Source organism: Mycobacterium sp. NGS17 (genome assembly GCF_059813205.1).
This window is the reverse complement of sequence record NZ_JCALED010000008.1, coordinates 49,881-75,290: the sequence shown is the minus strand read 5'-3', so window position 1 is coordinate 75,290 and position 25,410 is coordinate 49,881. Positions and strand designations below refer to the sequence as shown.

The following is a 25,410-nucleotide window of genomic DNA, read 5'->3' as shown; positions in this document are numbered from 1 at the left end:
ATCCCATGAGCGATCTGGTTGAGCGCGTCCGCGAGCTGCTGCCGTCGGTGCGCCGCGATCTGGAAGACCTGGTGCGCATCGAATCGGTGTGGGCGGACCCCGGCCGCCGCGACGAGGTACACCGCAGCGCGCAGGCCGTCGCGGATCTGTTGTCGCAGGCCGGTTTCGGCGATGTACGCATCGTCAGCGAAGGGGGAGCGCCGGCGGTCATCGCTCACCACCCCGCGCCTGCCGGCGCGCCGACGGTGCTGCTGTATGCCCACCACGACGTGCAGCCCGAGGGCGACCGCAGCCAATGGGTGTCGCCGCCTTTCGAGCCCACCGAGCGCGACGGCCGGCTCTACGGCCGCGGAACCGCCGACGACAAAGCCGGCATCGCAACGCATTTGGCGGCATTTCGGGCGCACGACGGTCAACCGCCGGTGGGCGTCACGGTCTTTGTCGAGGGCGAGGAGGAATCCGGGTCACCATCGCTGGGCCGGCTGCTGGCCGCCCACCGCGACGCGCTCGCCGCCGACGTGATCGTCATCGCCGACTCGGACAACTGGAGCACCGAAGTCCCGGCGCTGACGGTGACGCTACGGGGCATGGTCGACTGCGTCGTCGAGGTCGCCACGCTCGACCACGGCCTGCACTCCGGCATTTGGGGCGGCGTGGTGCCCGACGCGCTGAGCGTGCTGGTGCGAATGTTGGCCAGCCTGCACGACGACGACGGCAACGTGGCCGTCGCCGGACTGCACGAAAGTAGCGCCGCCCCAGTGGATTACCCACCTGAGCGGGTGCGTTCGGACTCCGGCCTGCTCGATGGGGTGTCTGAGATCGGATCGGGTTCGGCACCGCAGCGGCTGTGGGCCAAACCCGCGATCACCGTGATCGGTATCGACACCACACCCATCGAGAAAGCCTCGAACACCCTCATCCCACGGGCCCGGGCCAAGATCAGCATGCGCGTCGCGCCGGGCGGGGACGCCGCGGCGCACCTGGATGCGTTGGCCGCCCACCTGCAACAGCACGCGCCGTGGGGCGCACACGTCAGCGTCACCCGCGGCGACGTCGGCGAGCCCTACGCCATCGACGCAACCGGCAGCGTCTACGACGCGGCGCGGGCCGCGTTCCGGCAAGGGTGGGGGACCGATCCGATCGACATGGGCATGGGCGGATCGATCCCGTTCATCGCCGAGTTCGCCGAGGCGTTCCCGCAGGCGAAGATCCTCGTGACCGGCGTGGAAGATCCCGCGACACAAGCCCACAGCATCGACGAGAGCCTGCATCTGGGCGTGCTCGAGCGTGCCGCGATCAGCGAAGCTCTGTTGCTGGCCAACCTGGGCTAGGTGGGCTCACCGTCACCGGGTGCTCTGGCGTTGAGACACGATGTTGTTGTTGCCGGTCTTGTTTATCGTCGGTGACCCGGAGTGGTAGATCATCGCGTTGTCGTCGCCGAAAATACTGATGATGTCGGCGCTGTCGACGGTGACGTGATTTGCGCTTCCGGCGACGTCAAGCCTGCGACAGTGGCCGGTGACGGTATAGGTGTTGTTGTCACCTTCCAGCCTCAGGTTTCCGTCGTTGCAGTCGATCGTGTCCTTCGCACCGCCATTGATCATCGTGAGATTTCCGTTCACGGTGGTGCCGGAGTAGTGACCCACGAGAGCGGCGATCGCGAACGCAGCGGCGAACGCGCACATCAAGATTCCCCATACTCGCGGCGCATTCGAGAGCCTCGCGACGTCCCCAAACCACCGCCGCCGGGTAACCCCGCGTGCACGCCCACCATCCCCGCCGCTGGTCGACGTGCCGGACGGGCGCGGCGCGGCACCCGGTGACTGCCCGACGCCGCGCTCCAGCTCGCGTATGTATTCCTCGGGGTCTTGCTTCTCCGGGTCTTCTTCCGGGTTCATCGCTCAATAATCCGCTCTGCGGATGGGTTTTGGTGGTGTGGGGCCGAAATCGCGACTTTTCACGCCCAGGGGAACCCGGGTGCCGGTGGGGGCGCGTCGGCCGGCTCGAGGTGTGTTCATCAGGGTCCTACTCGTGTTGCCGTGTCCGCCGCCCGATACGGGCGAGCCACTAGCGAATTCTCGCGCCCGCCTGCGGCTACCGATCTCAATTCGAGCCGGATTGCCTGTATAGATCGACCGTCGCGCCGCATACTGCTTCTATATCCAGCCACTCGTCCGCAGGAGACGCCACCGTGAGCACGGAAGACACCCTGACCGAAGACGCCGGCAACACCAACCGTTACCACTTCGATCGCCACACCCCGGAGTACCGCGAGCGGTTCACCGCAATCACCGAGGACATGCACGCCAGGTGCCCGGTGGCGTGGACCGAAACCTACGGCGGGCATTGGGTGGCCGCGGGCAACCGGGCCGTCTTCGAGCTCGCTCGATGCCCGCACGTGTCTAACGACCATGACGTGACCGGCGAAGGCACCGGCTACAAGGGCATCACAATCCCCACGCTGCCGCAGGGCACCGGCGTCCGTGGCGGCATGCTCGAAATGGACGAGCCCCTGCACTCCGCCTACCGCGGCATCCTCAACCCCTACCTGTCGCCGGCGGCCGTCAAGCGCTGGAAACCATTTGTCGACGAGATCGTGCGGGCGAGCATCGACGAGAAGATCGAAGTCGGACGGATCGACTTCGTCGACGATCTCGCGAATGTCGTGCCCGCCGTCCTGACTCTGGCAATGATGGGCGTTCCGCTGAAGAAATGGCAGCTCTACTGCGAGCCGGCCCACGCCAACGTGTACACCCCCGCCGATTCCCCGGACGCCCCAAGGGTTTTGGAGCAGACGATGGCGATGGGGGCGGACCTGTTCAACCACCTTCTCGAGATCCGCGAGAACCCGCGCCCGGGCATAGTGGACGCATTGGCCAGACTGAAGATCGACGGCGAACCCGCCCCCGACGCCGAACTGCTCGGAATGCTCGGCTTGATCATCGGCGGGGGTTTCGACACGACGACGGCGCTGACCGCGCATGCCCTCGAATGGCTGGGCGAGAATTCCGAGCAGCGCGAACTGCTCAAGCGGGATTTAGCAACGCTGCTCGACTCGGCGACCGAGGAATTCCTGCGTTACTTCACGCCCGCGCCCGGCGATGGTCGCACGATCGCCGCCGACCTCGAACTCGCGGGCACGCGGTTCAAGGAGGGGGATCGCCTGTGGCTGTCCTGGGCGATGGCCAACCGCGACCCCGCGGTGTTCCCCGATCCGAATCGATTGGACATGAGCCGAAAGAACAACCGGCACTTCAGCTTCGGGCTCGGCATCCACCGCTGCATCGGCTCCAACGTCGCGCGCGTCGTGTTCAAGTCGATGCTCACGGCGGTGCTCGATCGGATGCCCGACTATCGCTGCGACCCCGAGGGCACGGTGCACTATCCGACGATCGGCGTGATCCAGGGCATGCAGCACCTGCCGGCGATCTTCACCCCCGGCAAGCGGCTTGGCCCGGGGATCGACGAGACGCTGGAGAAGCTGCAGCGGGTCTGCGACGAGCAAGGAATCGCGCGGCCGATCACCGAATACACCGAGGCCGCCGTCATCGGCGACTAGACCGACAGGTCGCGGCGAAGCTTGGCGACATGGCCTGTCGCCTTGACGTTGTACTGCGCGACGGCGATCTTGCCCTTCTCGTCGACCACGAAGGTGGAGCGGATGACGCCGGTGACCTTCTTGCCGTACATCTGCTTCTCGCCGTACGCGCCGTAGGCCGTCAGGACCTTGCGGTCGGGGTCGGACAGCAGCGGGAACGTCAGCTTCTCGGCGTCACGGAACTTGGCGAGCTTCTCCGGCTTGTCGGGGGAGATTCCGATGACCTCGAGGCCGGCGCCGTTGAGCTCGGCCAGGCTGTCGCGAAAGTCGCACGCCTGCTTGGTGCAGCCCGGCGTCGACGCGGCCGGGTAGAAGTACACGACGACACGACGCCCCTGGTAGTCGCCCAGCGACACCTTGTTGCCGTCGGCGTCGGGCAGGCTGAAGGTGGGCGCCTTATCACCCGGAGCAAGCCGCGTGGTCTCGGTCAAGGTCAGCACCTTTCTGTTCACCGGAGCGACGGGGTTACCGCCAGCTGATCTAGGGTAGTTCGGGCAGGTGTAGGAGCTGGATAGTGGGCGACTTGGAGGACACAGTGGCGGACCGGGACCCCGAAGCCATCAAGCAGGACATCGACGTCGCCCGTGACCAGCTGGCGGCCACCGTCGACTCGCTTGCCGAGCGGGCCAACCCCCGGCGCCTCGCCGACGACATCAAAATCCGGGTGATCGGATTCGTGCAGAAGCCGGTAGTGCTGGCCTCGCTTGCCGGCGTCGGGGCCCTCGTAGTGGTGGTGGCGGTGCGCCGCGTCAGGAATCGGTGACGCGACCGGTCTGGACGTACACCGGAATGTCGTCGGCCCAGGGCTGGTTGGTGGCCATGTCGTCGACGTCGCAGTAGCCGCGTTCGAATTCACCCGTCGCCGCGTCCACCAGCCGGTATTCCTGCCGCTGTCGGTGGATGGGCTGGGCGTCCAGGATGACGACCCGCACCTCGCCCGGCTCGAACCCGCATCGTTGTTGCAGCGCGTCGATCAGGCACTCGTTGTGCATGTGCCCGTCGCCGAAGTTCCAGCCGAGAACCATTGAGCACAGGACTTCGCCCTCGCACAGGTTGTAATCGTCCTCGTCGTAGTCGGCCATGGCCCGGTGCGCCAGGGTCAGCAGTGCGCGTCCGTGCGTGTTCATGCCCCGGAACGCCAGGGCGAGGTGCAGGGGGATCAGGGTTTCCTCTTTGCTGCCGTACAACCGCTCGAGCTGCAGGTGCTGCATCGGGCCCAGGGCGCGCGAACCGACGCGGAACTTCTCGTCGGCCGACGGCCGCACGCACCACAGCGTGGTGTCCCAGTTCCCGGCGTAGTACCGCATGCCCGGCAGGAACGAGACCTTGCGCGGGTACAGGTTCCCGAGCGCGACGGTGCCGGCGATGACCGCGAACAGGACGGCGATCGGCAGCGGGTGGGCGACGTCCGACAGCCCCAGGCGCGCGTGCGCGACGAACAGCCACAGCACCCCGAAGATCATGAACACGTTCCACTCCAGCGGCACACCCATCGGGAAGGCCAGCAGGATGTTCAGGTGGAACACGATCATCACGAAGGCGGCGAGCGCCGTCGGCCACCCGCCGTGTGAGAAGAGCAGCACCAGCGGTACCAGACCCTCCACCGCGGTTGAGAAATGCGCGATGAAGCCCGCCAACGCGCTGGGCCGCAGGTCGTCTGGGTGATGCTTGAACATCGACCGCTTGAGCGCGCCGGACGGGATGAACGGATTGTTCGCCAGCATCGTCGAGATCACGAACGGGAAGTGCTTGTTGAGCTTGGAGGTGGCCGCGCCGAGCCAGATCACCATGAACACGACCTTGGCCCCGACGACGATGTCCGCGCCGGCGAACAGGAACGTCAGCGCCAGCGGCGCATACACCTCGCCACGGGCTGCCAGGAAGATGACCTTGTCGCGCAAGCTGAGCGCCGCCAGCACCCCAAGGATCGCGACGGTCTGCCACCGAGGCAGCACGCCGATCATTGTGTCCAGGGCCGGAATCGGCCCGCTGCCATCGGACAGCAGCGCGGACACGAGCAGCACCAGCAAAATGCCGTAGAGCAAAGCGTCGAACGGGGTGCGGTTGCTGCCGTTGGTCAACGGCACCCGAGCGGGCCAGGGTGGCAATCGGATGGTGCCGGGCCGCAGCCAGTACAGGATCGATCCCATCGGGGGGAAGTAGCGCCCGGCCAATGGCCCGAAGCAGCAGCCGAGACCGATGACTTCGAACAGCATCGTGTAGAGCACGGCCTTCTGGAACACGATCGGCTCCGACCACCACGCGCCGACCTGTGTGAAGCCGCCGATGCCGGAGGTCGACCACGCGAACAGCCAGCCGCCCAGGATGTACAGCGCGATCTTCACGCCGTACATCACGTGTATCACCAGTGGGGTGCCGAACCCGTGCTCGGCGATGTGGCGCGCCATCGGGACGATCCGTTCGGCGCGTGAGCGCGTGCTCCATTCGGTCATGTCGACGACCGGCAGGTTGGGCCGGATGAACCCCATTGCAGCTCCTTCGACGCAGCGTGTCCCACGGGGCCTATCGGCGCCGACGGCGCCAATCGGTGCCAGCAAAAAGTTACCTGCAAGAGCGGCTATTGCGGCGGGATACGACGGCAAATGGTGCGCCGAAAATGGTGACGCCTCGCGACAACGGGCGACCGGCTACTCCCAGCCCGGCGGGTCGTTTTCGGCCATGTAAGCCTCCCAGGCGGCGCGTCGCATGGCCCGGGTGTGCAGGTCCTGACAGATCGCTTGTGCCTCGGCGGCGGTGCCGCCCCTGCCCAGGTCGTGGTGCACAAAGCCGTCATCGACGCGCTCGGCGCGGAAGCCGCCCGTCGAGACCGCGTGGACTCGATACTCGCTGCGGTCGTCGATGCTGGCTTGGAAGTGGCCCTCATGCGGCTCGACCCACTTCAGCTCAGTCTTCACACGTCTCCTCTGAAATGGTCATCGGAGCGATGGTAGGACTCGCGGGCCATTGCCGGTGCGACGAAATTCGCTTGATCCATTCGCCGTATCGCAGTGACGAAGCATCAACTCTGATTAGCTGAAGCTGCGCATCGACCGCCATCGTGTCGCGGCCAGTTAAGTACCGGATGGAGGAGGCAGTCATGTTCCTGTCAGAAATTGATCCGCGACGGGTGCTGTTCAGCGCGGTCGGCGCCGGCGCGGTTACCGGCACACTGTTATGCGCTACTGCGGCGACCGCCGCAGCTGATCCCCCGCCACGGCCGCCCGACTGCACAGCTGCAAACGTGGCCAGTGTCGCGGCCGGTGTTGCGACGGCACTTTCGAGCTACCTGTTTCTGCACCCCGATGTGAACGATTTCTACACCGGCCTGCAGGATCAGCCCAAGGATCAGGTCCAGGGCGCTGTGCAGAATTACTTCAGCGCGAACCCGCAGGAGCAAGCCGACCTGGAGGGCATTCGTCAGCCGATGGTCGACATCAGGCAGCGCTGTCAGTGGACTCCATTGATTGGCCAGCCCGGCGTAACCCCGTGACCGGTAGGGCGCGGGTTCTGCTGACGAATTCGGGTCGACCGTGCGGTGACAGAAATATAATGCTGCCCAGCTCATTCATTGGCCCATCGGGCCAAGTGGAGCTGGCGGTCACACAAAGGAGATCGCGATGAAATTGTCTGTGCGGTCCTGGACTGTCGCGGGGATAGCGGTGCTGGCTCTGACGGCGATTCCTGAGCTCTATGCCGTCGTGGAGCCCACCGGTGTGGCCCACGCCGACGTATGCGCAAGCGCCGGCAGGCGTGTTTCGGTGAGTGGGTGTACCAACGTTGCCGATACGGTCAACAGCTTTGCCCCACCGCCGGACGCCTACGCGCCGTTGCCGGGGGATTTTCCGCCCCCGCCGCCACCCCCACCCCCGGTAGGGGTCTGCGTGGGAGCCGGCCGGCGAATCCATGTGAGTGGGTGCTTCTAAGAGCGCAACTTCGCCGGCCGATGGTCCGCCCCCTGGTGGAGGGGTGGACCCCGGTGAATAGCTCTGATGTGCGCCGTCAGGGTTTCGAACCCCGGACCCGCTGATTAAGAGTCAGCTGCTCTACCAACTGAGCTAACGGCGCTTGTGGTCGGTCGAGACCGCGTAGGCGACAATAACAGGCGTTGCGCTACGGAGTGAAATCCCGACCTCGTTCCAGGATAGCGGCCCGGCGGCGAGCAAGCCGGTAGACGTCCGAGGTCGCCCTGGTCGGCCAGCGCCGGGCCGCCGACGACTTTTGGCACGCCATCCCTTGTGCTGGTGAAGAATGCTGTCGCGCAACGAGATCGGCCTACAGCACCGTGCCGGTGTACGGTGACCGGTCGGTGCTGAAGGCAGCGTCCAGCTCACCCAACGTTCCTTGGCGCACCTCGGTGATGCGGTTGGCGCGGGCAAGCTGGGCCGCCCGGTGTGCCCCCATGTAGATGGTGGCTAAGTCGGCCAGACCGATCTTGATGTCCGGTGGGCCCTCGTGGGGGGTGCATTTCCCGATGCCGTCGCGGGTCTGCAGCTGAAAGGTCCCTCCCGCAAGGTCGAGCGGGTCCGTGACTTCCAGCACGATGTCGGCATCGGCGGCATAGTTGCGCGCGCCGAGCGTTTCGGGAATGTCGTTGATGCGCACCCACAGAAAGTCGCTCACGCCTTTGGTTTCAGCGGCGCGTTGGTCGACGAGTTTGAGCGGTAGCGGATCGTCAGGAGCTACGTCGATTTCGATGCGATAGAACATCTCCAATACCAGGAGCGTCTGCAGCAGCTCGGTATGCGCTTCGTCGGTGATGGGGCAGAAGTCTTCGACGACCACGGTGCCAAGCGGCGGACGGAACGCATGCTGCTGCGAGCCGACCACCCGGTAAGTCAAGAAACCGTCCGGATGGATCGTGTAGTGCAGCGCAGATCCGTTGCCGCGCTGGGTTGCTCGGTCGTCCAGGTAGTCGGCCCACCACTCGTCGTCGCGCGAGATCGCGCCAGTGGTTGCGGCACACCACCTTTCGTAGAGTTCGGGCAGCTGCCGCCGCGCCTCGGCGGTGTTGACCTCGCGCGCCCGAATCTGGCCCGGCGCGGCGCGCAACTTCGCAAAGCGGCGGTCAATGGAGTAGGTGTGGCTGTAGCTCGACACCCCGGCGCCGAAGCCGTCGTACATCGCTGTCTGCGTCGGAACGCCGCAAACGATGGGATAACCGCGCTCCAACAGTATTCCGAGTCCCTGGGCGCTGAGCTGCGCCCAAAGACCCTTGCCCTGATGCGTTGACGCAACGGCGATCATCGTCAGCCAAGCGACCCGCAACTGGGCGCCGCCCGGTGCGGTGAGCCGCGAGGGGTAGATGATGGACGTTCCGACCAGATTCGGATGCTCCGGATCGCAGACATCCTCGGCGATCAAAATGTTGTCGAGGCTGACTCGACGTCTCCACGCCTCGAGGTCTTCTGGGCCCACCGGATCGCCGAAAGTCCTGGCCTGATTCTCGAAAACCGCCTGCCAGTCCGCTTCGGTGGGATGCCGGATATTGATGCCGTCGTCCTTACCGTCCATCGCACATCCAATCTGCTTGTAGCCCAGGCAAACCGGCACTGCGCACGCCGAATCCAGGTACCAAGTGTGCTTTTAGATTCGATACCCGAGCGCCAGCAGGTCAAACCTCGATCCCGGAGATCACCGACGACGCGCCGCAAGGACACCGATGTGAGCAATTCCATACTCGGCGGGTCAACCCGCGCGGTTTGGGGTAGGCGATACGCCATGCTGCAAGTGATCACCCGGCTTGCGATCGCCGCGCCGCGCCGCATCATCGCGATCGCCGTGTTGGTGCTGCTGGGGGCCGCGATTTTGGGGCTGCCGGTGGTCAACAGCCTGTCCGGCGGTGGTTTCCAGGACCCCACGTCGGAGTCTTCCCGGGCGAGCGACACCCTTCGCGACAAGTTCAACCAGACCGATCAGCAGATGCTGATCGTGCTGACTGCGCCGACCGGCGCCCGCGGTGCTCAGGCGCGCCAGGTCGGTACCGACATCGTCGACCAGCTAAAACGTTCGCCATGGGTGCTCAACGTGTCGTCAGCATGGACGTCGCCGCCCGCGGCCGCGGCCCAGCTGGTCAGCAAGGACGACAAGTCCGGAATGATCGTGGCCGGCCTCAGGGGCGGGGAAAACGACGCGCAGAAATACGCCCGTGCGCTGACGAAGGACCTGGTGCATGACCGCGACGGCGTCACGGTGCGCGCCGGCGGCATGGCCGTAGCGTACGCGCAGATCAACGACCAGAACCAGCGCGACCTGCTGTTGATGGAGTCCATCGCGATTCCGTTGAGTTTCGCAGTGCTGGTGTGGGTGCTCGGCGGAGTCGTCGCCGCTGCGATGCCGATCGTCTTGGGCGCATTGGCCATCGTCTGCACAATGTCGGTGCTGCGGCTGATCAGCTTCGCCACCGATGTGTCGACCTACGCCTTGGACCTGAGCATCGCGATGGGCCTCGCCCTGGCCATCGATTACAACCTGCTGATCATCACCCGCTACCGCGAGGAGCTGGCGCGCACCGAGGGCCGCGACCGGAACCAGGAGCTGATGCGGACGATGGCCCGCCACGACGCGCTGATGCGGACCATGGCGACCGCGGGCAGGACGGTGCTGTTCTCCGCCACCACGGTGGGGCTGTCGATGGCGGTGATGGCGCTGTTCCCGATGTATTTCCTGAAGTCTTCCGCCTACACCATCGTGGCCACCGCGGCCATCGTCGCGATTGCGACCGTGGTCGTCACCCCGGCCGCCATAGTGTTGCTGGGGCCCCGATTGGACACGATGGATGCTCGCAGAGTGATGCACCGAATTCTGCACGGGCAGCGGCCCTTTCGTGACCACGCGCACAAGCCGCTGGTGGCGCAGTTCTGGTACCGCTCGACCAAGTTCGTGCTGCGCCGCGCGACGCCGGTCGGCCTGAGCGTCGTCGCGCTGCTGCTTTTGCTTGGGGTGCCGTTCCTGGGCGTGAAGTGGGGCTTTCCCGACGAACGCGTGCTTCCGCGATCGGCGTCGGCGCGCCAGGTCGCCGACATGCTGGACGACGATTTCGCCAACGGGTTGGGGACCTCGGTGTCCGTCGTCGTCCCCGACGCTCACGGCGTGACGCCCGGCGACCTGCAGCACTACGCCGCCCGGCTGTCCCGGGTGCCGGGCGTATCCGCGGTCACCGCACCGGCGGGGACGTTCGTGGCCGGAAATCCGGCGGGGCCGCCCGCCGCCCCCACGGGCATGGCCGACGGCAGCGCATTTCTCACGGTGAAAACCACCGCGCCGCTCTACTCGCGCGCCTCGAACACCCAACTCGACCGACTGCATCAGGTCGCCGGGCCGGCGGGACGGTCGGTCGAGATGACCGGACTGGCGCAGATCAACCGCGACAGCGTCGATGCGATCACCAAGCGACTGCCGCTGGTGTTCGGACTGATCGCGCTCATCACCTTCGCGCTGCTGTTCCTGCTCACCGGCAGCGCGGTGCTGCCGCTGCAGGCAATGGTGTGCAACGTGCTCTCACTAACGGCGGCATTCGGGGCGATGGTGTGGATCTTCCAGGACGGCCACCTGGGCGCCCTAGGCACCACGCCCAACGGGACACTGAACGCCAACATCCCAGTCTTGTTGTTCTGCATCGCTTTCGGGCTGGCCATGGACTACGAGGTGTTCCTGGTCTCGCGCATCCACGAGTACTGGCTGGCATCGCAAGCCTCGCGCAGAACGCCACCGACCGCGGCCGAAGCGCGCGCCGCCACCGACGAGAGCACCGCGCTGGGCATCGCCGGCATCGGCCGGGTGGTCACCACCGCCGCGGTGGTGATGTCGATTTCCTTCGCCGCGTTGATCCCCGCGCATGTCTCGTTCATGCGAATGCTGGGCCTGGGACTCACGCTCGGTGTGCTCGTCGATGCCACCTTGGTGCGAATGGTCTTGGTGCCGGCCTTCATTCACCTGCTTGGCCGATGGACGTGGTGGGCTCCCCAGTGGTCGGCGTTGTTGCGGAACCGATCCGCGACCGGCGAGGGCGAGGCCGTTGCGGTGGGCCGGGGCCGCTGGGACGCCGATGCGCGCAGGGAGCCCGTGGCCAGCAGGTGGACTGCCGGAGCCGCGTCCGATCGCGGCTGATAAACAAGATGCTCTGTGAGGGAAGGACTTTCGCATCACTAGTGCCTGAGTTGCCGGACATCGACGGAGATATTTATGACCCAATGGCATATCGCCGCACTGTTGGCGCTGAGTTCTGCGCTTTGCGTGGCGATCGGCGACGTCTTGCAGCAGCGCGCCGCGCACTGCATCGCCGACCGGGCGATCGGCTCGGTCGAATTGTTCGCCGGCCTGCTTCGAAATCGACGATGGTGGTGGGGCGCACTGCTTCTCGTGGCGAGCATCGCGCTACAGGCCGCGGCGCTCGGTGAGGGCTCGGTGCTGTTGGTGCAGGCGCTGCTGATGTCTTCGGTGCTGTTCGCGCTGCCCATCAACGCCAGGTTCCTGCACCGCAACGTGACCGCAGGCGAGTGGGTATGGGCCGCGTTGCTGACCACGGCGGTGATCGTGGTCGTGATCGTGGGCAACCCGCAGGCCGGGCATCCGGGCGCCTCCCTGCGAACCTGGACTGCGGTGGCCGCTGTCCTCGCGCCGCTATTGATCGGCTGCATCGTGGCCGGCCGAACCTGGGGTGGCGCCGCGGCGGCGGCGCTGTTCGCCTTCGCGTCGGGGTCGTTGTGGGGCGTCTTCGCGGTGCTCGCCAAAGAGGTGGTCGCCCGGCTCGGCGAGGGAGCGGCCGCGGTGACCCGGACCCCGGAGCTGTATGCCTGCATACTGGTCGCGCTGGGTGGCGTGGCGTGGAGTCAGTCGGCGTTTCGGGCGGGTCCGTTGACGGCGTCGATGCCGACCCTGCAGATGTCGCAGCCGGTGGTGGCGGCGGTGCTTGGCGTCGTCGTCCTCGGCGAGACGCTGAACACCGGTCGCGCCGGGGCGATCGCCCTGGTGGCGGCGGCGCTGGTGATGACGGCGGCCATCGTCAGACTCGCGCGCGTCGAGGCCGTCAACACCCGCGACATGGTCGACGAGCAGCGGCACGACGAGGTCGGCTCGCCGGCGTAGAACGGGCCCCGGCGGGCTCTGGACCACGCCTGAATGACGAATTCATTGCGGTGGTGACACCGATCGGCCGCCCGGGCTCGCATCCGCGGGGGAGTGTCGGCAAAAGCCATTAGAATGCCTGCAGCTACCTGACTGGTCAGCGGTGACCAACTGGAGAATCACACGGAAGGTCACTGGATGACGCGTTTGCGGAGGCGACGATCGTGGCTGGTGGCTGCGATTATTCCGATTGCCGTGTTCAGCGGCGCGTGTACCGGCGACCACGCGGCGGCACCGGCGAAAGTCATCTTCGACAAGGGCACGCCACTGGCCGACCTGCTGGTGCCGAAGCTCACCGCCTCGGTGACCGACGGCGCCGTCGGTGTGACGGTGGATGCGCCGGTGACGGTGACCGTCGCCGACGGCGTGCTCGCCTCGGTCACCATGGTCAACGAGAACGGTAGGTCGATCAATGGGCAGTTGAGCCCCGACGGCCTGCGTTGGTCGACCACAGAGCCGCTCGGCTACAACAGGCGCTACACGCTGAATGCGAAGGCCACCGGCCTGGGCGGCGCGGCCAACAAGCAGATGACGTTCGAGACCAGCTCACCGGCGCACCTGACCATGCCCTACGTCAGTCCGGCCGATGGTGACGTGGTGGGCATCGGTGAGCCGGTGGCGATCCGCTTCGACGAGAACATCGCGAACCGCGCGGCGGCCCAGAAGGCCATCAAGATCACCACCAATCCTGCGGTGGAGGGCGCGTTCTATTGGCTGAACAACCGCGAAGTTCGTTGGCGCCCGGAGCGTTTCTGGAAGTCGGGGACAACCATCGACGTGGCCGTCAACACCTACGGGGTCGACCTGGGCGACGGGATGTTCGGCGAGGACAACGTCAAGTCGCACTTCACCATCGGTGACGAGGTGATCTCGACGGCCGACGACACCACGAAGACGGTGACCGTGCGGGTCAACGGTGATGTCGTCAAGACCATGCCGACGTCAATGGGCAAGGACAGCACCCCAACGGCTAACGGCATCTACATCATTGGTGGGCGGTTCAAGCACATCATCATGGATTCCTCGACATATGGCGTTCCGGTCAACTCGCCCAACGGATATCGCACCGAGGTCGACTGGGCCACCCAGATGTCTTACAGCGGCGTCTTCGTGCACTCGGCGCCGTGGTCGGTGGGCGCCCAAGGCCACACCAACACCAGCCACGGATGCCTCAACGTGAGTCCGAGCAACGCCGAGTGGTTCTACGACCACAGCAAGAGCGGCGACATCGTCGAGGTGGTGCATACGGTGGGGTCGACGCTGCCGGGGATCGAGGGCCTGGGCGACTGGAACATCCCCTGGGCGCAGTGGAAAGCGGGCAACGCCAACACCTGACGAAGCGGTCGGTTCTCGCGACTCCGGGTCAAAAAAGGTCAGGGAGCGGCAACGCTCCCTGACCTGTGGGGTGAGTGACGGGACTCGAACCCGCGACATTCAGGATCACAACCTGACGCTCTACCAACTGAACTACACCCACCACGACCGCCAGCCGACCTTCACGCGATGACGGTCAACGAGCGGCGACGTCGATACTAACCGGTCGGCGGCGCGCTGGCCGAATCGCTTGGCCCCGGTGCGTCTTTTCCGTCGCCAAGGGCGGCGACCACCGCCTCGATTTCGCTGGTAGACGGCCCCGGCGGCGAGACGAATGCGGTCTGCCGGTAGAACTGCAGCTCGCGAATGGACTCGTGGATGTCCGCCAGCGCGCGGTGGGCCAGCCCCTTGACCGGCTGGCCGAAGTAAATGCGCGGATACCAGCGCCGGCAGAGTTCTTTGATCGAGCTCACATCGATCATGCGGTAGTGCAGGAACGAATCCAGGGCGGGCATGTCGCGCACGATGAAGGCGCGGTCGGTGGCGATGGAGTTGCCGGCCAGCGGCGCCGTTTTGGGTTGTTTGACGTGTTCGCCGATGTAATCCAGAACCATCGCCTCCGCGGTCGCCAGGTCGACCGTGGACGCCCGCACCTGGTCGGTCAGCCCGGAGCGCGAGTGCATTTCGGTGACCACCTCGCCCATCGCCGCGAGCGCGGCGTCGTCGGCATGGATCACTACGTCGACCCCGTCGCCGAGAACGTTCAAATCGGCGTCGGTCACCAGTGCCGCGATCTCAATGAGCTTGTCCGAACCCAGATCAAGCCCGGTCATCTCGCAGTCGATCCACACCAATTCGTCTCGCACAGCGCTCAGACTAGTGGCGATCGCAAGTGCGGCGAAGCCGGACGCGGCGGGTCGCCACCATCGGACCAGGCCCAGGTGACGCGCGCGCCGGACCTCGCCCCCGGAGAAGGTGGGGAAGTAGGGTGGAGCGTTGTCGAACTGCACGCCGAATCGTCGGGGAAGAGAGGCGCAGCACGATGAGCACCGATTCAGCGGCCACGGCCGCGACGCGGATCGCCGATGGATACGCCGTCGACGGCCAGGCGCTGGAATTGGGCACCGTCGTCATCGACGGCGCGGCCGATCCGGCGGCCCAGATTCGCATTCCGCTGGCCACCATCAACAGGCACGGCCTGGTGGCGGGGGCGACCGGAACCGGTAAGACCAAGACGCTGCAATTGATCGCCGAGCAGCTCAGCGCCGCGGGCGTCCCCGTGCTGATGGCCGATGTGAAGGGCGACCTGTCCGGGCTGGCCAGGCCCGGCGAAGGTAACGACAAGACCGCCGCGCGGGCCAAAGACACCGGCGACAACTGGCAGCCGACGGGGTTTCCGGCCGAGTTCTTGTCGCTGGGCACCAAGGGAATCGGCGTGCCGATCCGGGCGACCGTCGACAGCTTCGGCCCCGTTCTGCTGTCAAAAGTGCTGGGGCTCAACGCTACTCAAGAATCGACGCTGGGGTTGATCTTCCACTGGGCGAAGGACCAAAACCGTCCGCTGGTCACCACTGACCATCTACGCGGCGCCATCGGCTACCTGACCAGCGACGAGGGCAAAGAAGCCCTGAAATCGCTGGGCGGCGTGTCGGCGACGACGGCGGGCGTGATCCTGCGCGCGCTGGTGAACCTCGATGCCGAAGGCGGGGACACCTTTTTCGGCGAGCCCAAGCTCGACCCGAACGATCTGCTGCGCGTCAATGAGCAAGGCCAGGGCATCATCTCGCTGCTGGAGTTCACGGGTCAGTCGGTGCGTCCGGTCATCTTCTCCACCTTCCTGATGTGGTTGCTCGCCGACCTGTACAGCCAGCTACCCGAGGTCGGCGATGTGGACAAGCCGAAGCTGGTGTTCTTCTTCGACGAGGCGCACTTGTTGTTCGCCGACGCGTCGAAGGCCTTCCTCGAGCAGGTCGAGCAGACCGTGAAGCTGATCCGCTCCAAAGGCGTCGGGGTGTTCTTCTGCACCCAACTCCCCACGGACATCCCCAACGACATCCTGTCCCAGCTGGGCGCGCGAGTTCAGCACGCGTTGCGGGCGTTCACACCCGACGACCAGAAGGCGCTCAGCAAGACCGTCCGCACCTACCCGAAAACCGATGTCTACGACCTGGAGTCGGCGCTGACGTCGCTGGGAATCGGGGAGGCGGTGGTGACCGTGTTATCCGAGAAGGGCGCACCGACGCCGGTCGCGTGGACCCGCATGCGGGTACCGCGCTCGCTCATGGCGTCGATCGGCAACGACGCGATCGTGGCCGCGGCGAAAAACAGTCCGCTGCAGGCGAAGTACGGTCAGACGCTCTCCCAGCCCGCGCAGCCCCCGTCCGTCCCGCCGGATCCGCAAGCCCCGCCCGCGCCGCAGCCGCCGCAAACCCGGTCCGAATACCCGCCGGTCCCGCCCAACGAGCCGGTTCCGCCGATGCCGGAGCCGGCGGAGCCGAAGGGCGCAAAAGGGCCGTCGATGTGGGAGGAAGTTCTGCAGAACCCCACCGTTAAAAGCGGCATCAACACCGCGATACGCGAAGCGGTGAAAGGCATCTTCGGTTCCGGACGCCGCCGGAAATAGCGCCTACCCGCCGCCGAGCTTCTTGTAGAACGCGCCCACGATCGGCGCCACGATGGCGCGCGGACCGTACCCGCTGGCCACCGACATGGCCTTCGACGTCAGGCCGGGAACGACGCGCATCTTGTTGCGCGCCAACGCATCCAGAGACACCCGCGCGGTGTGTTCGGTCGAGATCCACAGGAAATCCGGCACCAGCCGCTCGACGATCGAGGCCTCGGCGTCGTCGGGCAGGTCGGTGCGCACCGGGCCCGGCGCCAGCAGCGTCACATTGACGCCGGACCCGCGCAGCTCGCCGCGCAGCGATTCGCTGAAGGTGTTCGCGAAGGCCTTGCTGGCCGCATAGGTCGCGTTGTAGGGGATCGGCGAATTGCCCGCCGCCGAACCGGAAATCAGGATGCCGCCGGACCCACGCTCGACCATCCCCGGCAGCACCGCCAACGTAAGGTCATGCACCCCAAGGACATTCAGCTGCAACTGGGCCTTTTCACCGGCCGGATCGAGCGTGGCAACCGGGCCGAAGGTCGCGGTGCCCGCGTTGGCGCACAGGATCGAGATGGGCCGGGCTGCCAGCTCGTCGCACAGCTTCGCGCGTTCGCCCGGATCGGCGAGGTCGGCGGGGCGCACGTCGACGGTGACGCCGTACTTGCCGGTGAGGCGAGCGGCCAGGGCCGTGAGCAGGTCTTCGCGGCGGGCGGTGACGATCAGGCTGTGTCCGCGCGCGGCGAGTTCGGTGGCGAGCGCTTCACCGATGTTCTGCGAAGCTCCGGTGACAACGGCGCGCGCCTCGGGGCTTGGGGCGGGTAGCGGCATGCCGCCAATCGTAGACAGCGGTCCGAACGCGGCCCGCAGGCGATCGCGCGCGCCGATAGAGTGCCGGGCATGAGCCAGCCGGAGCCGCGGCCCGCCACCGCCGCGCGATCGCGCGTCGTGGCGTGGGCGCTCTGGGACTCCGGCTCGACCGGCCTGAACGCGATCGTGGCGACGTTCGTCTTCTCCGTCTACCTGACCAGCAGCGTGGGGGTGGGGATATCCGGCTCCACCACACCGGCGAGCTGGCTGGGCCGCGCGGCGGCCATCGCGGGGCTGACCGTCGCGGTGCTCGCGCCCGCCGTCGGCGTGTGGGTGGAGTCCGCGCATCGCAGGCGGGTGGCGTTGAGCGTGCTGACGGCCGCGGCGGTGACGCTGACCTGCCTGATGTTCTTCATCCGCGAGCGCCCCGGCTACCTGTGGGCGGGCCTGGCGCTCCTCGGGGCGACGGCGGCCTGCGGCGATCTGGCCAGCGTCCCCTACAACGCCATGCTGCGTCAGCTCTCGACGCCGCAGACGGCCGGGCGGATATCCGGATTCGGCTGGGCGGCGGGGTATGTCGGCAGCGTTGTGCTCCTGCTGGTGATCTACACCGGCTTCATCTCCGGATCCGGCAAAGGGCCCGACGCGACGCGCGGCCTGCTGCGAGTTCCCCTGCGGGACGGGCTCTATGTCCGTGAGGCGATGGTGGTTGCCGCGATCTGGTTCGCGGTGCTGGCGCTGCCCTTGCTGTTCGTCGCGCACCGGCTGACCGAGTCGTCGGAGCACCACCAGTCGACGAGCATGCTCGGCGGCTATCGCAGGTTGTGGACCGAGGTCGCCGCGGAATGGCGGCGCGACCGCAACCTGGTCTACTTCCTGTTCGCCAGCGCGCTCTTCCGGGACGGGCTGGCGGCGATCTTCGCGTTCGGCGCGGTGCTCGGCGTGAACGTGTACGGCATTTCGCAGGCCAACGTGCTGATCTTCGGGGTCGCGGCCAGTGTGATCGCCGCGGTGGGCGCGGTGCTGGGCGGGTTCGTCGACCACCGCGTCGGTTCAAAGCCCGTGATCGTGGCGTCATTGTTCGCGATCATCGTCCTGGGACTGACCTTGATGGCGCTGTCCGGGCCGGTGGCCTTCTGGGTGTGCGGGCTGGTGCTGTGCATGTTCATCGGGCCGTCGCAGTCGTCGTCGCGCGCTTTGCTGCTGCACATGGCCAAGCACGGCAGCGAAGGGGTGGCGTTCGGGCTCTACACCATGACCGGGCGGGCGGTGGCGTTCGTGGCGCCGTGGCTGTTCTCGCTATTCGTCGACGCCTTCGGCGCCGTGCGGGCCGGCCTGGGCGGAATTCTGCTGGTGCTGCTCGCCGGACTGCTGGCGATGCTGGCCGTCCGGGTTCCGCTGCGTGGCCCCGCCGTCGCCGAACCCGCGGCCGAGCCGTCGTAACCCGTTGGTGTAGCGCTTAGCCGCGGGCGTCGCAGACTGTCAGACCGCCGCCGACGCGCTTGCTGATCTGAACCCCGTCGATAGTGAGCGTGCACGTCACGCTGTGGCCGATGTTGACGATCGTGACGTTGGCCGGGTGGGTCGCCGATTTCGACAGGCTGACCTCCTTGCTCCACGGCAGCGCGACGTTGAATTCGGTCTGGATGAGGCCGCCGGTATCGATGTACATGATGCTGATCGCGCGCCCCTCACCCGAGACTGTGTAGACGACGTCTTGCATCGCCGCCGGCCCGGTGGTCTCGGGCGGCGACTCGGGGCCGCTGGTCGGCGGTATCGGGGCCGGAATGAGCGACGGCGTCCGGTGCGTCGAGGTCGTCGGGGTCTCCGTGCTCGGCTCCGGCATCGCCGGCAACGGCGGGACGGCGGTCTGGGTCTTGATCGCGTCGTTCGCCAGTACCAGCGCAATCACCAAGGCGACGACCAGCAGCACCGCCGCGCCGGCGCCGATCCACAACCATCGCGACGACCTCGGGCCGCCCGGCGGCGGGGGAGCCATGCCCGTCGGCATGTCGGCCGACGGAGGAACCTCTTGCTGCCAGTACGCCGGCAGCGGCCTGGTCGGGTTCGTCTCGTTCGGGGTGGCTGCCCAGGGCGGCGTCGTCCCGCCGTAGCTCTGCGCGTACGGCGTCTGGTCGGCGTAAGCGGGATCAGCGGAGGGCGAATACCTCGGCTGCTGTGGCCCCGGCTGCGATGTGGGAAACCGCTCGGTGGGACGTGAATCGTTCATGTCCACCTCATGGCTTGCAGGGTACCTGGACGCGGTTGTCAACGGGCTGAGCCAGCCTACGACGGACGCTCAGGGGCACTGATTTCCGGCGCCGAGCGCGGCGACCGTCATCGCCCGCATGACGGTGCGCGACCTCGCGGCGCGGCCGGATTTGCCGCGCAAAGTATCGGCGGGCTTGACGCTGTGCGGTGTCGAATTCAGCAGGCCGAACACGGCGTGCGCGGTCAGCCGGGCATCGGCCTCGGCCAGCTCGGGATTCAGCTCGCGCAGCACCCCCACCCAGACCTCGACGTATTGACGCTGCGCTTTGCGCACCTGCTTTTCGGCGACCTCGGGCAAGTACGCGAGGTCGCGATCCTGAATGCGAATGAGGTCGGGTTCGTTGAACACGAAGTCCAGGTGGAAGTCGATCAGCCCGTCCAGTGCGGCGGCCGCGTCGGTGCTGTCGGTCTGCACCTGCCGGGCGCCGGCGAGCAACCGGGTGCTGATGCCCACCAGCAGCTCGACCAGCAGCGACTCCTTATTCGGGAAGTGGCGATAGATGGCCGGACCGCTCACCCCGGCCGCCGCGCCGATGTCTTCGAGCCGCACCGCGAGGAAACCGCGCTCGGCGAACAGCCGTTCGGCGGCGGACAGCAGTTGCAGGCGACGGTCGGACTTCAACTGGCTGCGGCGATTTGGGGCGTCGACGGGACCGGCCCGCCCCTCGGAGGAGGACGCTGTCATGACGGACCTCCGCTTGGTCAATTGGCCCTAACGTAGCACGAGTTATTCGCGATTAACTCGCGGCTTTCGCCAAGCGTGGTCCTGCCTGGACCGGCAACGGCGGGAATGGTATTCTCACTCCTTGAGTTAATCGGCATTAACTCAAACTCCGATCGCACGACGGCAAGGAGGCTGCTGCGGCGATGGACAACGTGGTGACCTCGCCCGTCAAGGCCGAGGCGTCGTTCTCCGGTGAGCACCGCCGGCTGGTGGGGGAATTGAACGCCAAGCTGGCGGCGGCGGCGTTGGGCGGAAACGAGCGCGCCCGGGAGCGTCACGTCAGCCGCGGCAAGTTGCTTCCCCGCGAACGGGTCGATCGCCTGCTCGACCCGGGCAGCCCGTTTTTGGAGCTCTCGCCGCTGGCCGCGGACGGCATGTACGGCGACGAGTCGCCTGGGGCCGGGATCATCACGGGCATCGGACGCGTTTCGGACCGCGAGTGCGTGATCGTCGCCAACGACGCGACGGTCAAGGGCGGCACCTACTACCCGATGACGGTCAAAAAACATCTGCGCGCCCAAGAGGTGGCGCTGCAGAATCGGCTGCCGTGCATCTACCTGGTGGACTCCGGGGGCGCGTTCTTGCCGCGGCAGGACGAGGTGTTCCCCGACCGCGAGCATTTCGGCCGCATCTTCTACAACCAGGCGACCATGAGCGCCAAGGAAATTCCGCAGGTTGCCGCGGTGCTCGGTTCGTGCACGGCCGGCGGCGCGTACGTGCCGGCGATGAGCGACGAGGCGGTCATCGTGCGCGAGCAGGGCACGATCTTCTTGGGCGGTCCGCCCTTGGTCAAGGCGGCGACCGGGGAGATCGTGTCGGCCGAAGACCTCGGTGGCGGCGACCTGCATTCCCGGGTTTCCGGGGTCACCGACCACCTCGCCGAAGACGACGAGCACGCCCTGCGGATCGTCCGCGCGATCGCGGCCACCTTCGGCCCGCGCCAGCCCAGCCCGTGGGACGTGCGATCCCCGCTCCCGCCCAGGTGCACGCAGACGGAGCTCTACGACGTGGTGCCACCCGACCCGCGGGTGCCCTACGACGTGCACGAGGTCATCGTGCGGCTGGTCGACGGCGGCGAATTCAGCGAATTCAAGGCCAATTACGGCAAGACGCTGGTGACCGCGTTCGCCCACATTCACGGCCATCCGGTGGGCATCGTTGCAAACAACGGCGTGCTCTTCAGCGAATCGGCCTTGAAGGGTGCGCATTTCATCGAGTTGTGCGACAAACGCAAGATACCGCTGCTGTTCTTGCAGAACATCGCCGGCTTCATGGTCGGTCGCGACTACGAGGCCGGCGGCATCGCCAAGCATGGGGCCAAGATGGTCACCGCCGTCGCCTGCGCGCGGGTGCCCAAGCTGACCGTCGTGATCGGCGGATCCTATGGGGCGGGCAACTATTCGATGTGCGGGCGGGCGTATTCGCCTCGCTTCCTGTGGATGTGGCCGAACGCCCGCATTTCGGTGATGGGCGGCGAACAGGCCGCATCGGTGCTGGCGACCGTGCGCGGGGAGCAACTCGCCGGTGCGGGCAAACCGTGGTCGACCGACGAGGAAGAGGAGTTCAAGGCTCCCATCCGCGAACAGTACGAAAGTCAGGGCAACCCCTATTACTCCACGGCGCGGCTGTGGGACGACGGCATCATCGACCCCGCCGACACCAGAACCTTTGTCGGACTGGCTCTTTCGGTGTGCGCCCAAGCACCGCTGGAACCCGTCTCCTACGGCGTCTTTCGGATGTGAGTGCAGTGTTCGAGACCGTTCTAGTGGCCAACCGCGGCGAGATCGCGGTGCGGGTGATCCGAACCTTGCGTCGGCTCGGCATCCGCTCGGTCGCCGTCTACAGCGATCCCGACGCCGGCGCGCGCCATGTGCTCGAAGCCGACGAGGCGGTGCGGCTGGGACCCGCGGCGGCCCGCGAAAGTTACCTGAACATCGACAGGGTCGTCGAGGCGGCCGTGCGCACCGGCTCCCAAGCGATCCATCCGGGGTACGGATTCCTGTCTGAGAACGCCGATTTCGCCGCCGCCTGCGAGCGGGCCGGAGTGGTTTTCCTGGGCCCGCCGGTCCGGGCGATACAGGTGATGGGCGACAAGATCACCGCCAAGAACGCGGTCGCCGCGTTCGACGTCCCGGTGGTGCCCGGCGTCGCCAAGCCGGGGCTGAGTGACGACGAGCTGGCCGCGGCCGCGGACGAGGTCGGGTATCCGGTGCTGATCAAACCGTCGGCGGGCGGCGGCGGCAAGGGCATGCGGCTGGTGGACGAACCGGGCAGCCTGCGCGAGGCGCTGGTGGGGGCGCGACGCGAGGCGGCTTCGTCGTTCGGCGACGACACACTGTTTCTGGAACGATTCGTGTTGCGGCCCAGGCACATCGAGGTGCAGGTGCTCGCCGACACGCACGGCAACATTGTGCACCTCGGCGAACGTGAGTGCAGCCTGCAGCGCCGCCACCAGAAGGTGATCGAGGAGGCGCCTTCGCCCTTGCTCGACGAGGCGACGCGGGCGCGCATCGGGGCGGCCGCCTGCGATACCGCGCGCAGCGTTGACTACGTCGGCGCCGGCACGGTTGAGTTCATCGTCTCCGCGGCGCGGCCCGACGAGTTCTTCTTCATGGAGATGAATACCCGCCTGCAGGTCGAGCATCCGGTCACCGAGGCGGTCACCGGGCTGGACCTGGTCGAGTGGCAGCTGCGGGTGGCCGCCGGCGAGAAGCTGGCGTTCGCCCAGGACGACATCGAATTGCGTGGGCACGCGGTCGAGGCGCGGGTGTACGCGGAGGATCCGGCGCGGGGCTTCCTGCCCACCGGCGGGCGGGTGCTGGAGGTTTCCGAACCGTCCGGTGACGGCGTGCGGGTCGACTCCTCGCTGTTGACGGGCACGCTGGTCGGCAGCGACTACGACCCGATGCTGAGCAAGGTGATCGCCCACGGAACCGACCGCGGCGAGGCGCTGACGAAGCTCGACCGCGCGCTGAGCCGAACCGTGATCCTGGGTGTTCAGACCAATGTCGAATTCCTCCGATTCCTGCTCGCCGACGAGCGGGTGCAGGCCGGCGACCTGGACACCGCGCTGCTGGACGAGCGCCTGGCGGACTTCGCTCCGCTGCCGGCTCCCGATGACGTGCTCGCCGCGGCCGGTCTCTATCGGCAATCGGCCCTGGCTTTGCGCGCTCGCCGCTTCGGCGACAATCCCTGGGCGGCGCCGACCGGATGGCGGGTCGGCGGTAGCCCGGCACCGGTCCGCACCGACATGCGCACCCCGCTGCGCAGTGCGACGGTGTCGGTGCGGGGCTTGCCCGAGGCGGCCACGGTACAGGTCGGCGAGGGTCAAACCCATTCCGCCGCCGTGCATGTCGAGCCGACGCGGATGAGTATGACGCTCGACGGTGTGCGCCGGGACTACCGCTGGGCCGAAGCCGACCGGCACCTGTGGATCGCCGACGAGCGAGGAACCTGGCATGTGCGTGAAGCCGAGGAGAACAAAATCCACCGCGCCGCCGGCGCGCAGCGGGCCGAGATCGTCAGCCCGATGCCCGGCAGCGTGATCGCCGTTCAGGCATCCTCGGGCACCGGCGTTTCCGAGGGCGAGGTGGTGGTCGTCGTCGAGGCGATGAAAATGGAACATTCGCTTGCCGCACCGGTCTCCGGACAGGTGGAAGTACTGGTGTCCGTTGGTGATCAGGTGACGGTGGACCAGGTGCTGGCCCGACTGGTGCCCGAAGAATCCAGCGCGGCAGCCGATTCGAGTAAGGACGCATCATGACCACATCCATCACCGCGGGGACGTTGCCCAAGGAATACGAGGATCTTCGCGACACGGTCGCCGAGTTCGCGCGCACCGTGGTCGCGCCGGTGTCGGCCAAACACGACGAGGAGCACAGCTTCCCGTACGAGGTCGTCGCCAAGATGGGGGAGATGGGCTTGTTCGGCTTGCCGTTCCCCGAGGAATACGGTGGCATGGGCGGTGACTACTTCGCCCTTTCGCTGGCGCTCGAGGAACTCGGCAAGTTCGACCAGTCGGTGGCGATCACCCTGGAGGCCGGCGCCAGCCTCGGCGCCATGCCCATCTATCGGTTCGGCACCGAGGAGCAAAAGCAGAAGTGGTTGCCGGACTTGACCGCCGGCCGCGCCCTCGCCGGCTTCGGGCTCACTGAAGCCGGGGCGGGCTCGGACGCCGGCGGAACCCGCACCACGGCCCGGCTCGACAACGGCGACTGGGTGATCAACGGCAGCAAGCAGTTCATCACCAACTCCGGCACCGACATCACCTCACTGGTCACCGTCACCGCGGTCACCGGAACCGCCGCCAACGGCAAGAAAGAGATCTCGTCGATCATCGTGCCCAACGGCACACCGGGATTCACCGTCGAACCGGTGTACAGCAAGGTCGGCTGGAACGCGTCGGATACGCACCCGTTGAGCTTCGACGACGTCCGCGTTCCGGAGGAGAACCTCTTGGGTGGCCGGGGCACCGGCTACTCCAACTTCTTGTCCATCCTGGACGAGGGTCGCATCGCGATCGCCGCGCTGGCGACCGGGGCGGCGCAGGGCTGCGTCGACGAAAGCGTCAAGTACGCCAAGGAACGGCAGGCGTTCGGCCAGCCGATCGGCGCCAACCAGGCGATCAGCTTCAAGATCGCGCGGATGGAGGCGCGTGCCCACGTCGCGCGGACCGCCTACTACGATGCGGCCGCAAAGATGTTGGCGGGCAAGCCCTTCAAGAAGGACGCGGCAATCGCGAAGATGATCGCCTCGGAGGCGGCGATGGACAACGCCCGCGACGCAACCCAGATCCACGGCGGCTACGGCTTCATGAACGAATATCCGGTGGCGCGCCACTACCGCGACAGCAAGATCCTCGAGATCGGCGAAGGGACGACCGAAGTGCAGCTGATGCTCATCGCGCGATCGCTGGGACTGTCATGACGCGCGCCGGCGACGATGCAGAGTCGAGCGATGAGGAGGAGC

General features: G+C 66.8%; 22 protein-coding genes and 2 tRNA genes. 13 read left to right on the top strand and 11 right to left on the bottom strand.

Features of this window, described 5'->3' with window-relative positions:
* Positions 1-5: 5 nt before the first annotated feature.
* Entirely contained in the window at positions 6-1,331 is a 1,326-nt protein-coding gene (locus AC5Y7E_RS18110; protein ID WP_499950140.1) for a dipeptidase, read from the top strand.
* 12 nt (positions 1,332-1,343) lie between these two features.
* Here the strand turns inward: AC5Y7E_RS18110 and AC5Y7E_RS18105 are convergent, their stop codons facing one another.
* A complete protein-coding gene (locus AC5Y7E_RS18105; RefSeq protein ID WP_499950138.1) occupies positions 1,344-1,898 on the bottom strand; it encodes a DUF3060 domain-containing protein in 555 nt (184 codons plus the stop codon).
* Between the two features lie 293 nt (positions 1,899-2,191).
* Between AC5Y7E_RS18105 and AC5Y7E_RS18100 the strand changes: the two genes are divergently transcribed.
* Complete coding sequence (locus tag AC5Y7E_RS18100; RefSeq protein WP_499950136.1) at positions 2,192-3,559, top strand: cytochrome P450; 1,368 nt, start codon at positions 2,192-2,194, stop codon at positions 3,557-3,559.
* On the opposite strand, the gene bcp is transcribed toward AC5Y7E_RS18100, so the two are convergent.
* The gene (gene bcp / locus AC5Y7E_RS18095; protein ID WP_499915276.1) at positions 3,556-4,029 is read right to left on the bottom strand and encodes a thioredoxin-dependent thiol peroxidase; all 474 of its coding nucleotides are present in this window, start codon (positions 4,027-4,029) and stop codon (positions 3,556-3,558) included. The two genes, AC5Y7E_RS18100 and bcp, sit on opposite strands and share 4 nt — an antisense overlap.
* Before the next feature lie 104 nt (positions 4,030-4,133).
* Between bcp and AC5Y7E_RS18090 the strand changes: the two genes are divergently transcribed.
* Positions 4,134-4,361 (top strand): DUF3618 domain-containing protein, encoded by a 228-nt coding sequence (locus AC5Y7E_RS18090; protein WP_499916672.1) that lies wholly within the window; start codon positions 4,134-4,136, stop codon positions 4,359-4,361.
* On the opposite strand, the gene AC5Y7E_RS18085 is transcribed toward AC5Y7E_RS18090, so the two are convergent.
* Positions 4,348-6,087 (bottom strand): DUF3556 domain-containing protein, encoded by a 1,740-nt coding sequence (locus AC5Y7E_RS18085; RefSeq protein WP_499950135.1) that lies wholly within the window; start codon positions 6,085-6,087, stop codon positions 4,348-4,350. The genes AC5Y7E_RS18090 and AC5Y7E_RS18085 overlap by 14 nt on opposite strands.
* Positions 6,088-6,246: 159 nt before the next feature.
* Positions 6,247-6,513: a hypothetical protein gene (locus tag AC5Y7E_RS18080; RefSeq protein ID WP_499915280.1), complete on the bottom strand. Its 267-nt coding sequence runs from the start codon at positions 6,511-6,513 to the stop codon at positions 6,247-6,249.
* Between the two features lie 182 nt (positions 6,514-6,695).
* Between AC5Y7E_RS18080 and AC5Y7E_RS18075 the strand changes: the two genes are divergently transcribed.
* Entirely contained in the window at positions 6,696-7,088 is a 393-nt protein-coding gene (locus AC5Y7E_RS18075; protein WP_499950134.1) for a heme-binding protein, read from the top strand.
* A 139-nt stretch (positions 7,089-7,227) separates the two neighbouring features.
* Positions 7,228-7,521, top strand: a complete 294-nt coding sequence (locus tag AC5Y7E_RS18070; protein ID WP_499916674.1) for a hypothetical protein — start codon at positions 7,228-7,230, stop codon at positions 7,519-7,521.
* Positions 7,522-7,590: 69 nt separating this feature from the next.
* Here AC5Y7E_RS18070 and AC5Y7E_RS18065 read toward each other — a convergent pair.
* Together AC5Y7E_RS18065 and AC5Y7E_RS18060 are read right to left on the bottom strand one after the other, a co-directional pair.
* Positions 7,591-7,663: transfer RNA gene (locus AC5Y7E_RS18065), tRNA-Lys, on the bottom strand.
* A gap of 207 nt (positions 7,664-7,870) precedes the next feature.
* Positions 7,871-9,109 (bottom strand): GNAT family N-acetyltransferase, encoded by a 1,239-nt coding sequence (locus AC5Y7E_RS18060; protein ID WP_499915284.1) that lies wholly within the window; start codon positions 9,107-9,109, stop codon positions 7,871-7,873.
* A gap of 207 nt (positions 9,110-9,316) precedes the next feature.
* Here AC5Y7E_RS18060 and AC5Y7E_RS18055 point away from each other — a divergent pair, with 207 nt between their 5' ends.
* The 3 genes from AC5Y7E_RS18055 to AC5Y7E_RS18045 all read left to right on the top strand — a co-directional run bounded on the left by AC5Y7E_RS18055 (position 9,317) and on the right by AC5Y7E_RS18045 (position 14,056).
* Complete coding sequence (locus AC5Y7E_RS18055; protein WP_499950310.1) at positions 9,317-11,704, top strand: MMPL family transporter; 2,388 nt, start codon at positions 9,317-9,319, stop codon at positions 11,702-11,704.
* A gap of 75 nt (positions 11,705-11,779) precedes the next feature.
* Positions 11,780-12,682: a DMT family transporter gene (locus AC5Y7E_RS18050; RefSeq protein WP_499915288.1), complete on the top strand. Its 903-nt coding sequence runs from the start codon at positions 11,780-11,782 to the stop codon at positions 12,680-12,682.
* Between the two features lie 177 nt (positions 12,683-12,859).
* Positions 12,860-14,056, top strand: coding sequence for a L,D-transpeptidase (locus AC5Y7E_RS18045; protein ID WP_499950133.1), 1,197 nt, complete (start codon positions 12,860-12,862; stop codon positions 14,054-14,056).
* 66 nt (positions 14,057-14,122) lie between these two features.
* Here AC5Y7E_RS18045 and AC5Y7E_RS18040 read toward each other — a convergent pair.
* Both AC5Y7E_RS18040 and orn read right to left on the bottom strand, forming a co-directional pair.
* Positions 14,123-14,198 (bottom strand) — tRNA-His (locus AC5Y7E_RS18040).
* A gap of 55 nt (positions 14,199-14,253) precedes the next feature.
* Positions 14,254-14,901 (bottom strand): oligoribonuclease, encoded by a 648-nt coding sequence (orn, locus tag AC5Y7E_RS18035; protein ID WP_499916675.1) that lies wholly within the window; start codon positions 14,899-14,901, stop codon positions 14,254-14,256.
* Between the two features lie 176 nt (positions 14,902-15,077).
* On the opposite strand from orn, the gene AC5Y7E_RS18030 reads away from it, so the two are divergent.
* Complete coding sequence (locus AC5Y7E_RS18030; RefSeq protein ID WP_499950131.1) at positions 15,078-16,658, top strand: helicase HerA-like domain-containing protein; 1,581 nt, start codon at positions 15,078-15,080, stop codon at positions 16,656-16,658.
* A 3-nt stretch (positions 16,659-16,661) separates the two neighbouring features.
* Here AC5Y7E_RS18030 and cmrA read toward each other — a convergent pair whose 3' ends face one another.
* The gene (gene cmrA, locus AC5Y7E_RS18025; protein ID WP_499915294.1) at positions 16,662-17,468 is read right to left on the bottom strand and encodes a mycolate reductase; all 807 of its coding nucleotides are present in this window, start codon (positions 17,466-17,468) and stop codon (positions 16,662-16,664) included.
* Between the two features lie 69 nt (positions 17,469-17,537).
* Here cmrA and AC5Y7E_RS18020 point away from each other — a divergent pair, with 69 nt between their 5' ends.
* Entirely contained in the window at positions 17,538-18,890 is a 1,353-nt protein-coding gene (locus AC5Y7E_RS18020; RefSeq protein ID WP_499915296.1) for an MFS transporter, read from the top strand.
* A 16-nt stretch (positions 18,891-18,906) separates the two neighbouring features.
* On the opposite strand, the gene AC5Y7E_RS18015 is transcribed toward AC5Y7E_RS18020, so the two are convergent.
* A complete protein-coding gene (locus AC5Y7E_RS18015; protein WP_499915298.1) occupies positions 18,907-19,683 on the bottom strand; it encodes an MmpS family transport accessory protein in 777 nt (258 codons plus the stop codon).
* Positions 19,684-19,746: 63 nt separating this feature from the next.
* On the bottom strand, positions 19,747-20,403 hold the full coding sequence (locus tag AC5Y7E_RS18010) for an SACE_7040 family transcriptional regulator (RefSeq protein WP_499915299.1): 657 nt from the start codon (positions 20,401-20,403) through the stop codon (positions 19,747-19,749).
* A 182-nt stretch (positions 20,404-20,585) separates the two neighbouring features.
* Between AC5Y7E_RS18010 and AC5Y7E_RS18005 the strand changes: the two genes are divergently transcribed.
* From AC5Y7E_RS18005 to AC5Y7E_RS17995, 3 genes are read left to right on the top strand one after another with little or no spacing between them, the layout of a single operon-like run.
* The gene (locus AC5Y7E_RS18005; protein WP_499950129.1) at positions 20,586-22,184 is read left to right on the top strand and encodes a carboxyl transferase domain-containing protein; all 1,599 of its coding nucleotides are present in this window, start codon (positions 20,586-20,588) and stop codon (positions 22,182-22,184) included.
* A 5-nt stretch (positions 22,185-22,189) separates the two neighbouring features.
* Complete coding sequence (locus tag AC5Y7E_RS18000; protein WP_499950127.1) at positions 22,190-24,205, top strand: acetyl/propionyl/methylcrotonyl-CoA carboxylase subunit alpha; 2,016 nt, start codon at positions 22,190-22,192, stop codon at positions 24,203-24,205.
* Positions 24,202-25,368, top strand: a complete 1,167-nt coding sequence (locus tag AC5Y7E_RS17995) for an acyl-CoA dehydrogenase family protein (protein WP_499915305.1) — start codon at positions 24,202-24,204, stop codon at positions 25,366-25,368. The genes AC5Y7E_RS18000 and AC5Y7E_RS17995 overlap by 4 nt, the downstream gene beginning before the upstream one ends.
* Positions 25,369-25,410 lie beyond the last annotated feature (42 nt).

Coding starts and splice junctions, on each gene's coding strand:
- AC5Y7E_RS18060 (WP_499915284.1), bottom strand. CDS start 9,109: ATGGACGGTAAGGACGACGGCATCAATATCCGGCATCCCACCGAAGCG.
- AC5Y7E_RS18030 (WP_499950131.1), top strand. CDS start 15,078: ATGAGCACCGATTCAGCGGCCACGGCCGCGACGCGGATCGCCGATGGA.
- AC5Y7E_RS18075 (WP_499950134.1), top strand. CDS start 6,696: ATGTTCCTGTCAGAAATTGATCCGCGACGGGTGCTGTTCAGCGCGGTC.
- AC5Y7E_RS18005 (WP_499950129.1), top strand. CDS start 20,586: ATGGACAACGTGGTGACCTCGCCCGTCAAGGCCGAGGCGTCGTTCTCC.
- AC5Y7E_RS18010 (WP_499915299.1), bottom strand. CDS start 20,403: ATGACAGCGTCCTCCTCCGAGGGGCGGGCCGGTCCCGTCGACGCCCCA.
- AC5Y7E_RS18045 (WP_499950133.1), top strand. CDS start 12,860: ATGACGCGTTTGCGGAGGCGACGATCGTGGCTGGTGGCTGCGATTATT.
- AC5Y7E_RS18105 (WP_499950138.1), bottom strand. CDS start 1,898: ATGAACCCGGAAGAAGACCCGGAGAAGCAAGACCCCGAGGAATACATA.
- AC5Y7E_RS18085 (WP_499950135.1), bottom strand. CDS start 6,087: ATGGGGTTCATCCGGCCCAACCTGCCGGTCGTCGACATGACCGAATGG.
- AC5Y7E_RS18055 (WP_499950310.1), top strand. CDS start 9,317: ATGCTGCAAGTGATCACCCGGCTTGCGATCGCCGCGCCGCGCCGCATC.
- AC5Y7E_RS18020 (WP_499915296.1), top strand. CDS start 17,538: ATGAGCCAGCCGGAGCCGCGGCCCGCCACCGCCGCGCGATCGCGCGTC.
- AC5Y7E_RS18110 (WP_499950140.1), top strand. CDS start 6: ATGAGCGATCTGGTTGAGCGCGTCCGCGAGCTGCTGCCGTCGGTGCGC.
- AC5Y7E_RS18050 (WP_499915288.1), top strand. CDS start 11,780: ATGACCCAATGGCATATCGCCGCACTGTTGGCGCTGAGTTCTGCGCTT.
- AC5Y7E_RS17995 (WP_499915305.1), top strand. CDS start 24,202: ATGACCACATCCATCACCGCGGGGACGTTGCCCAAGGAATACGAGGAT.
- cmrA (WP_499915294.1), bottom strand. CDS start 17,468: ATGCCGCTACCCGCCCCAAGCCCCGAGGCGCGCGCCGTTGTCACCGGA.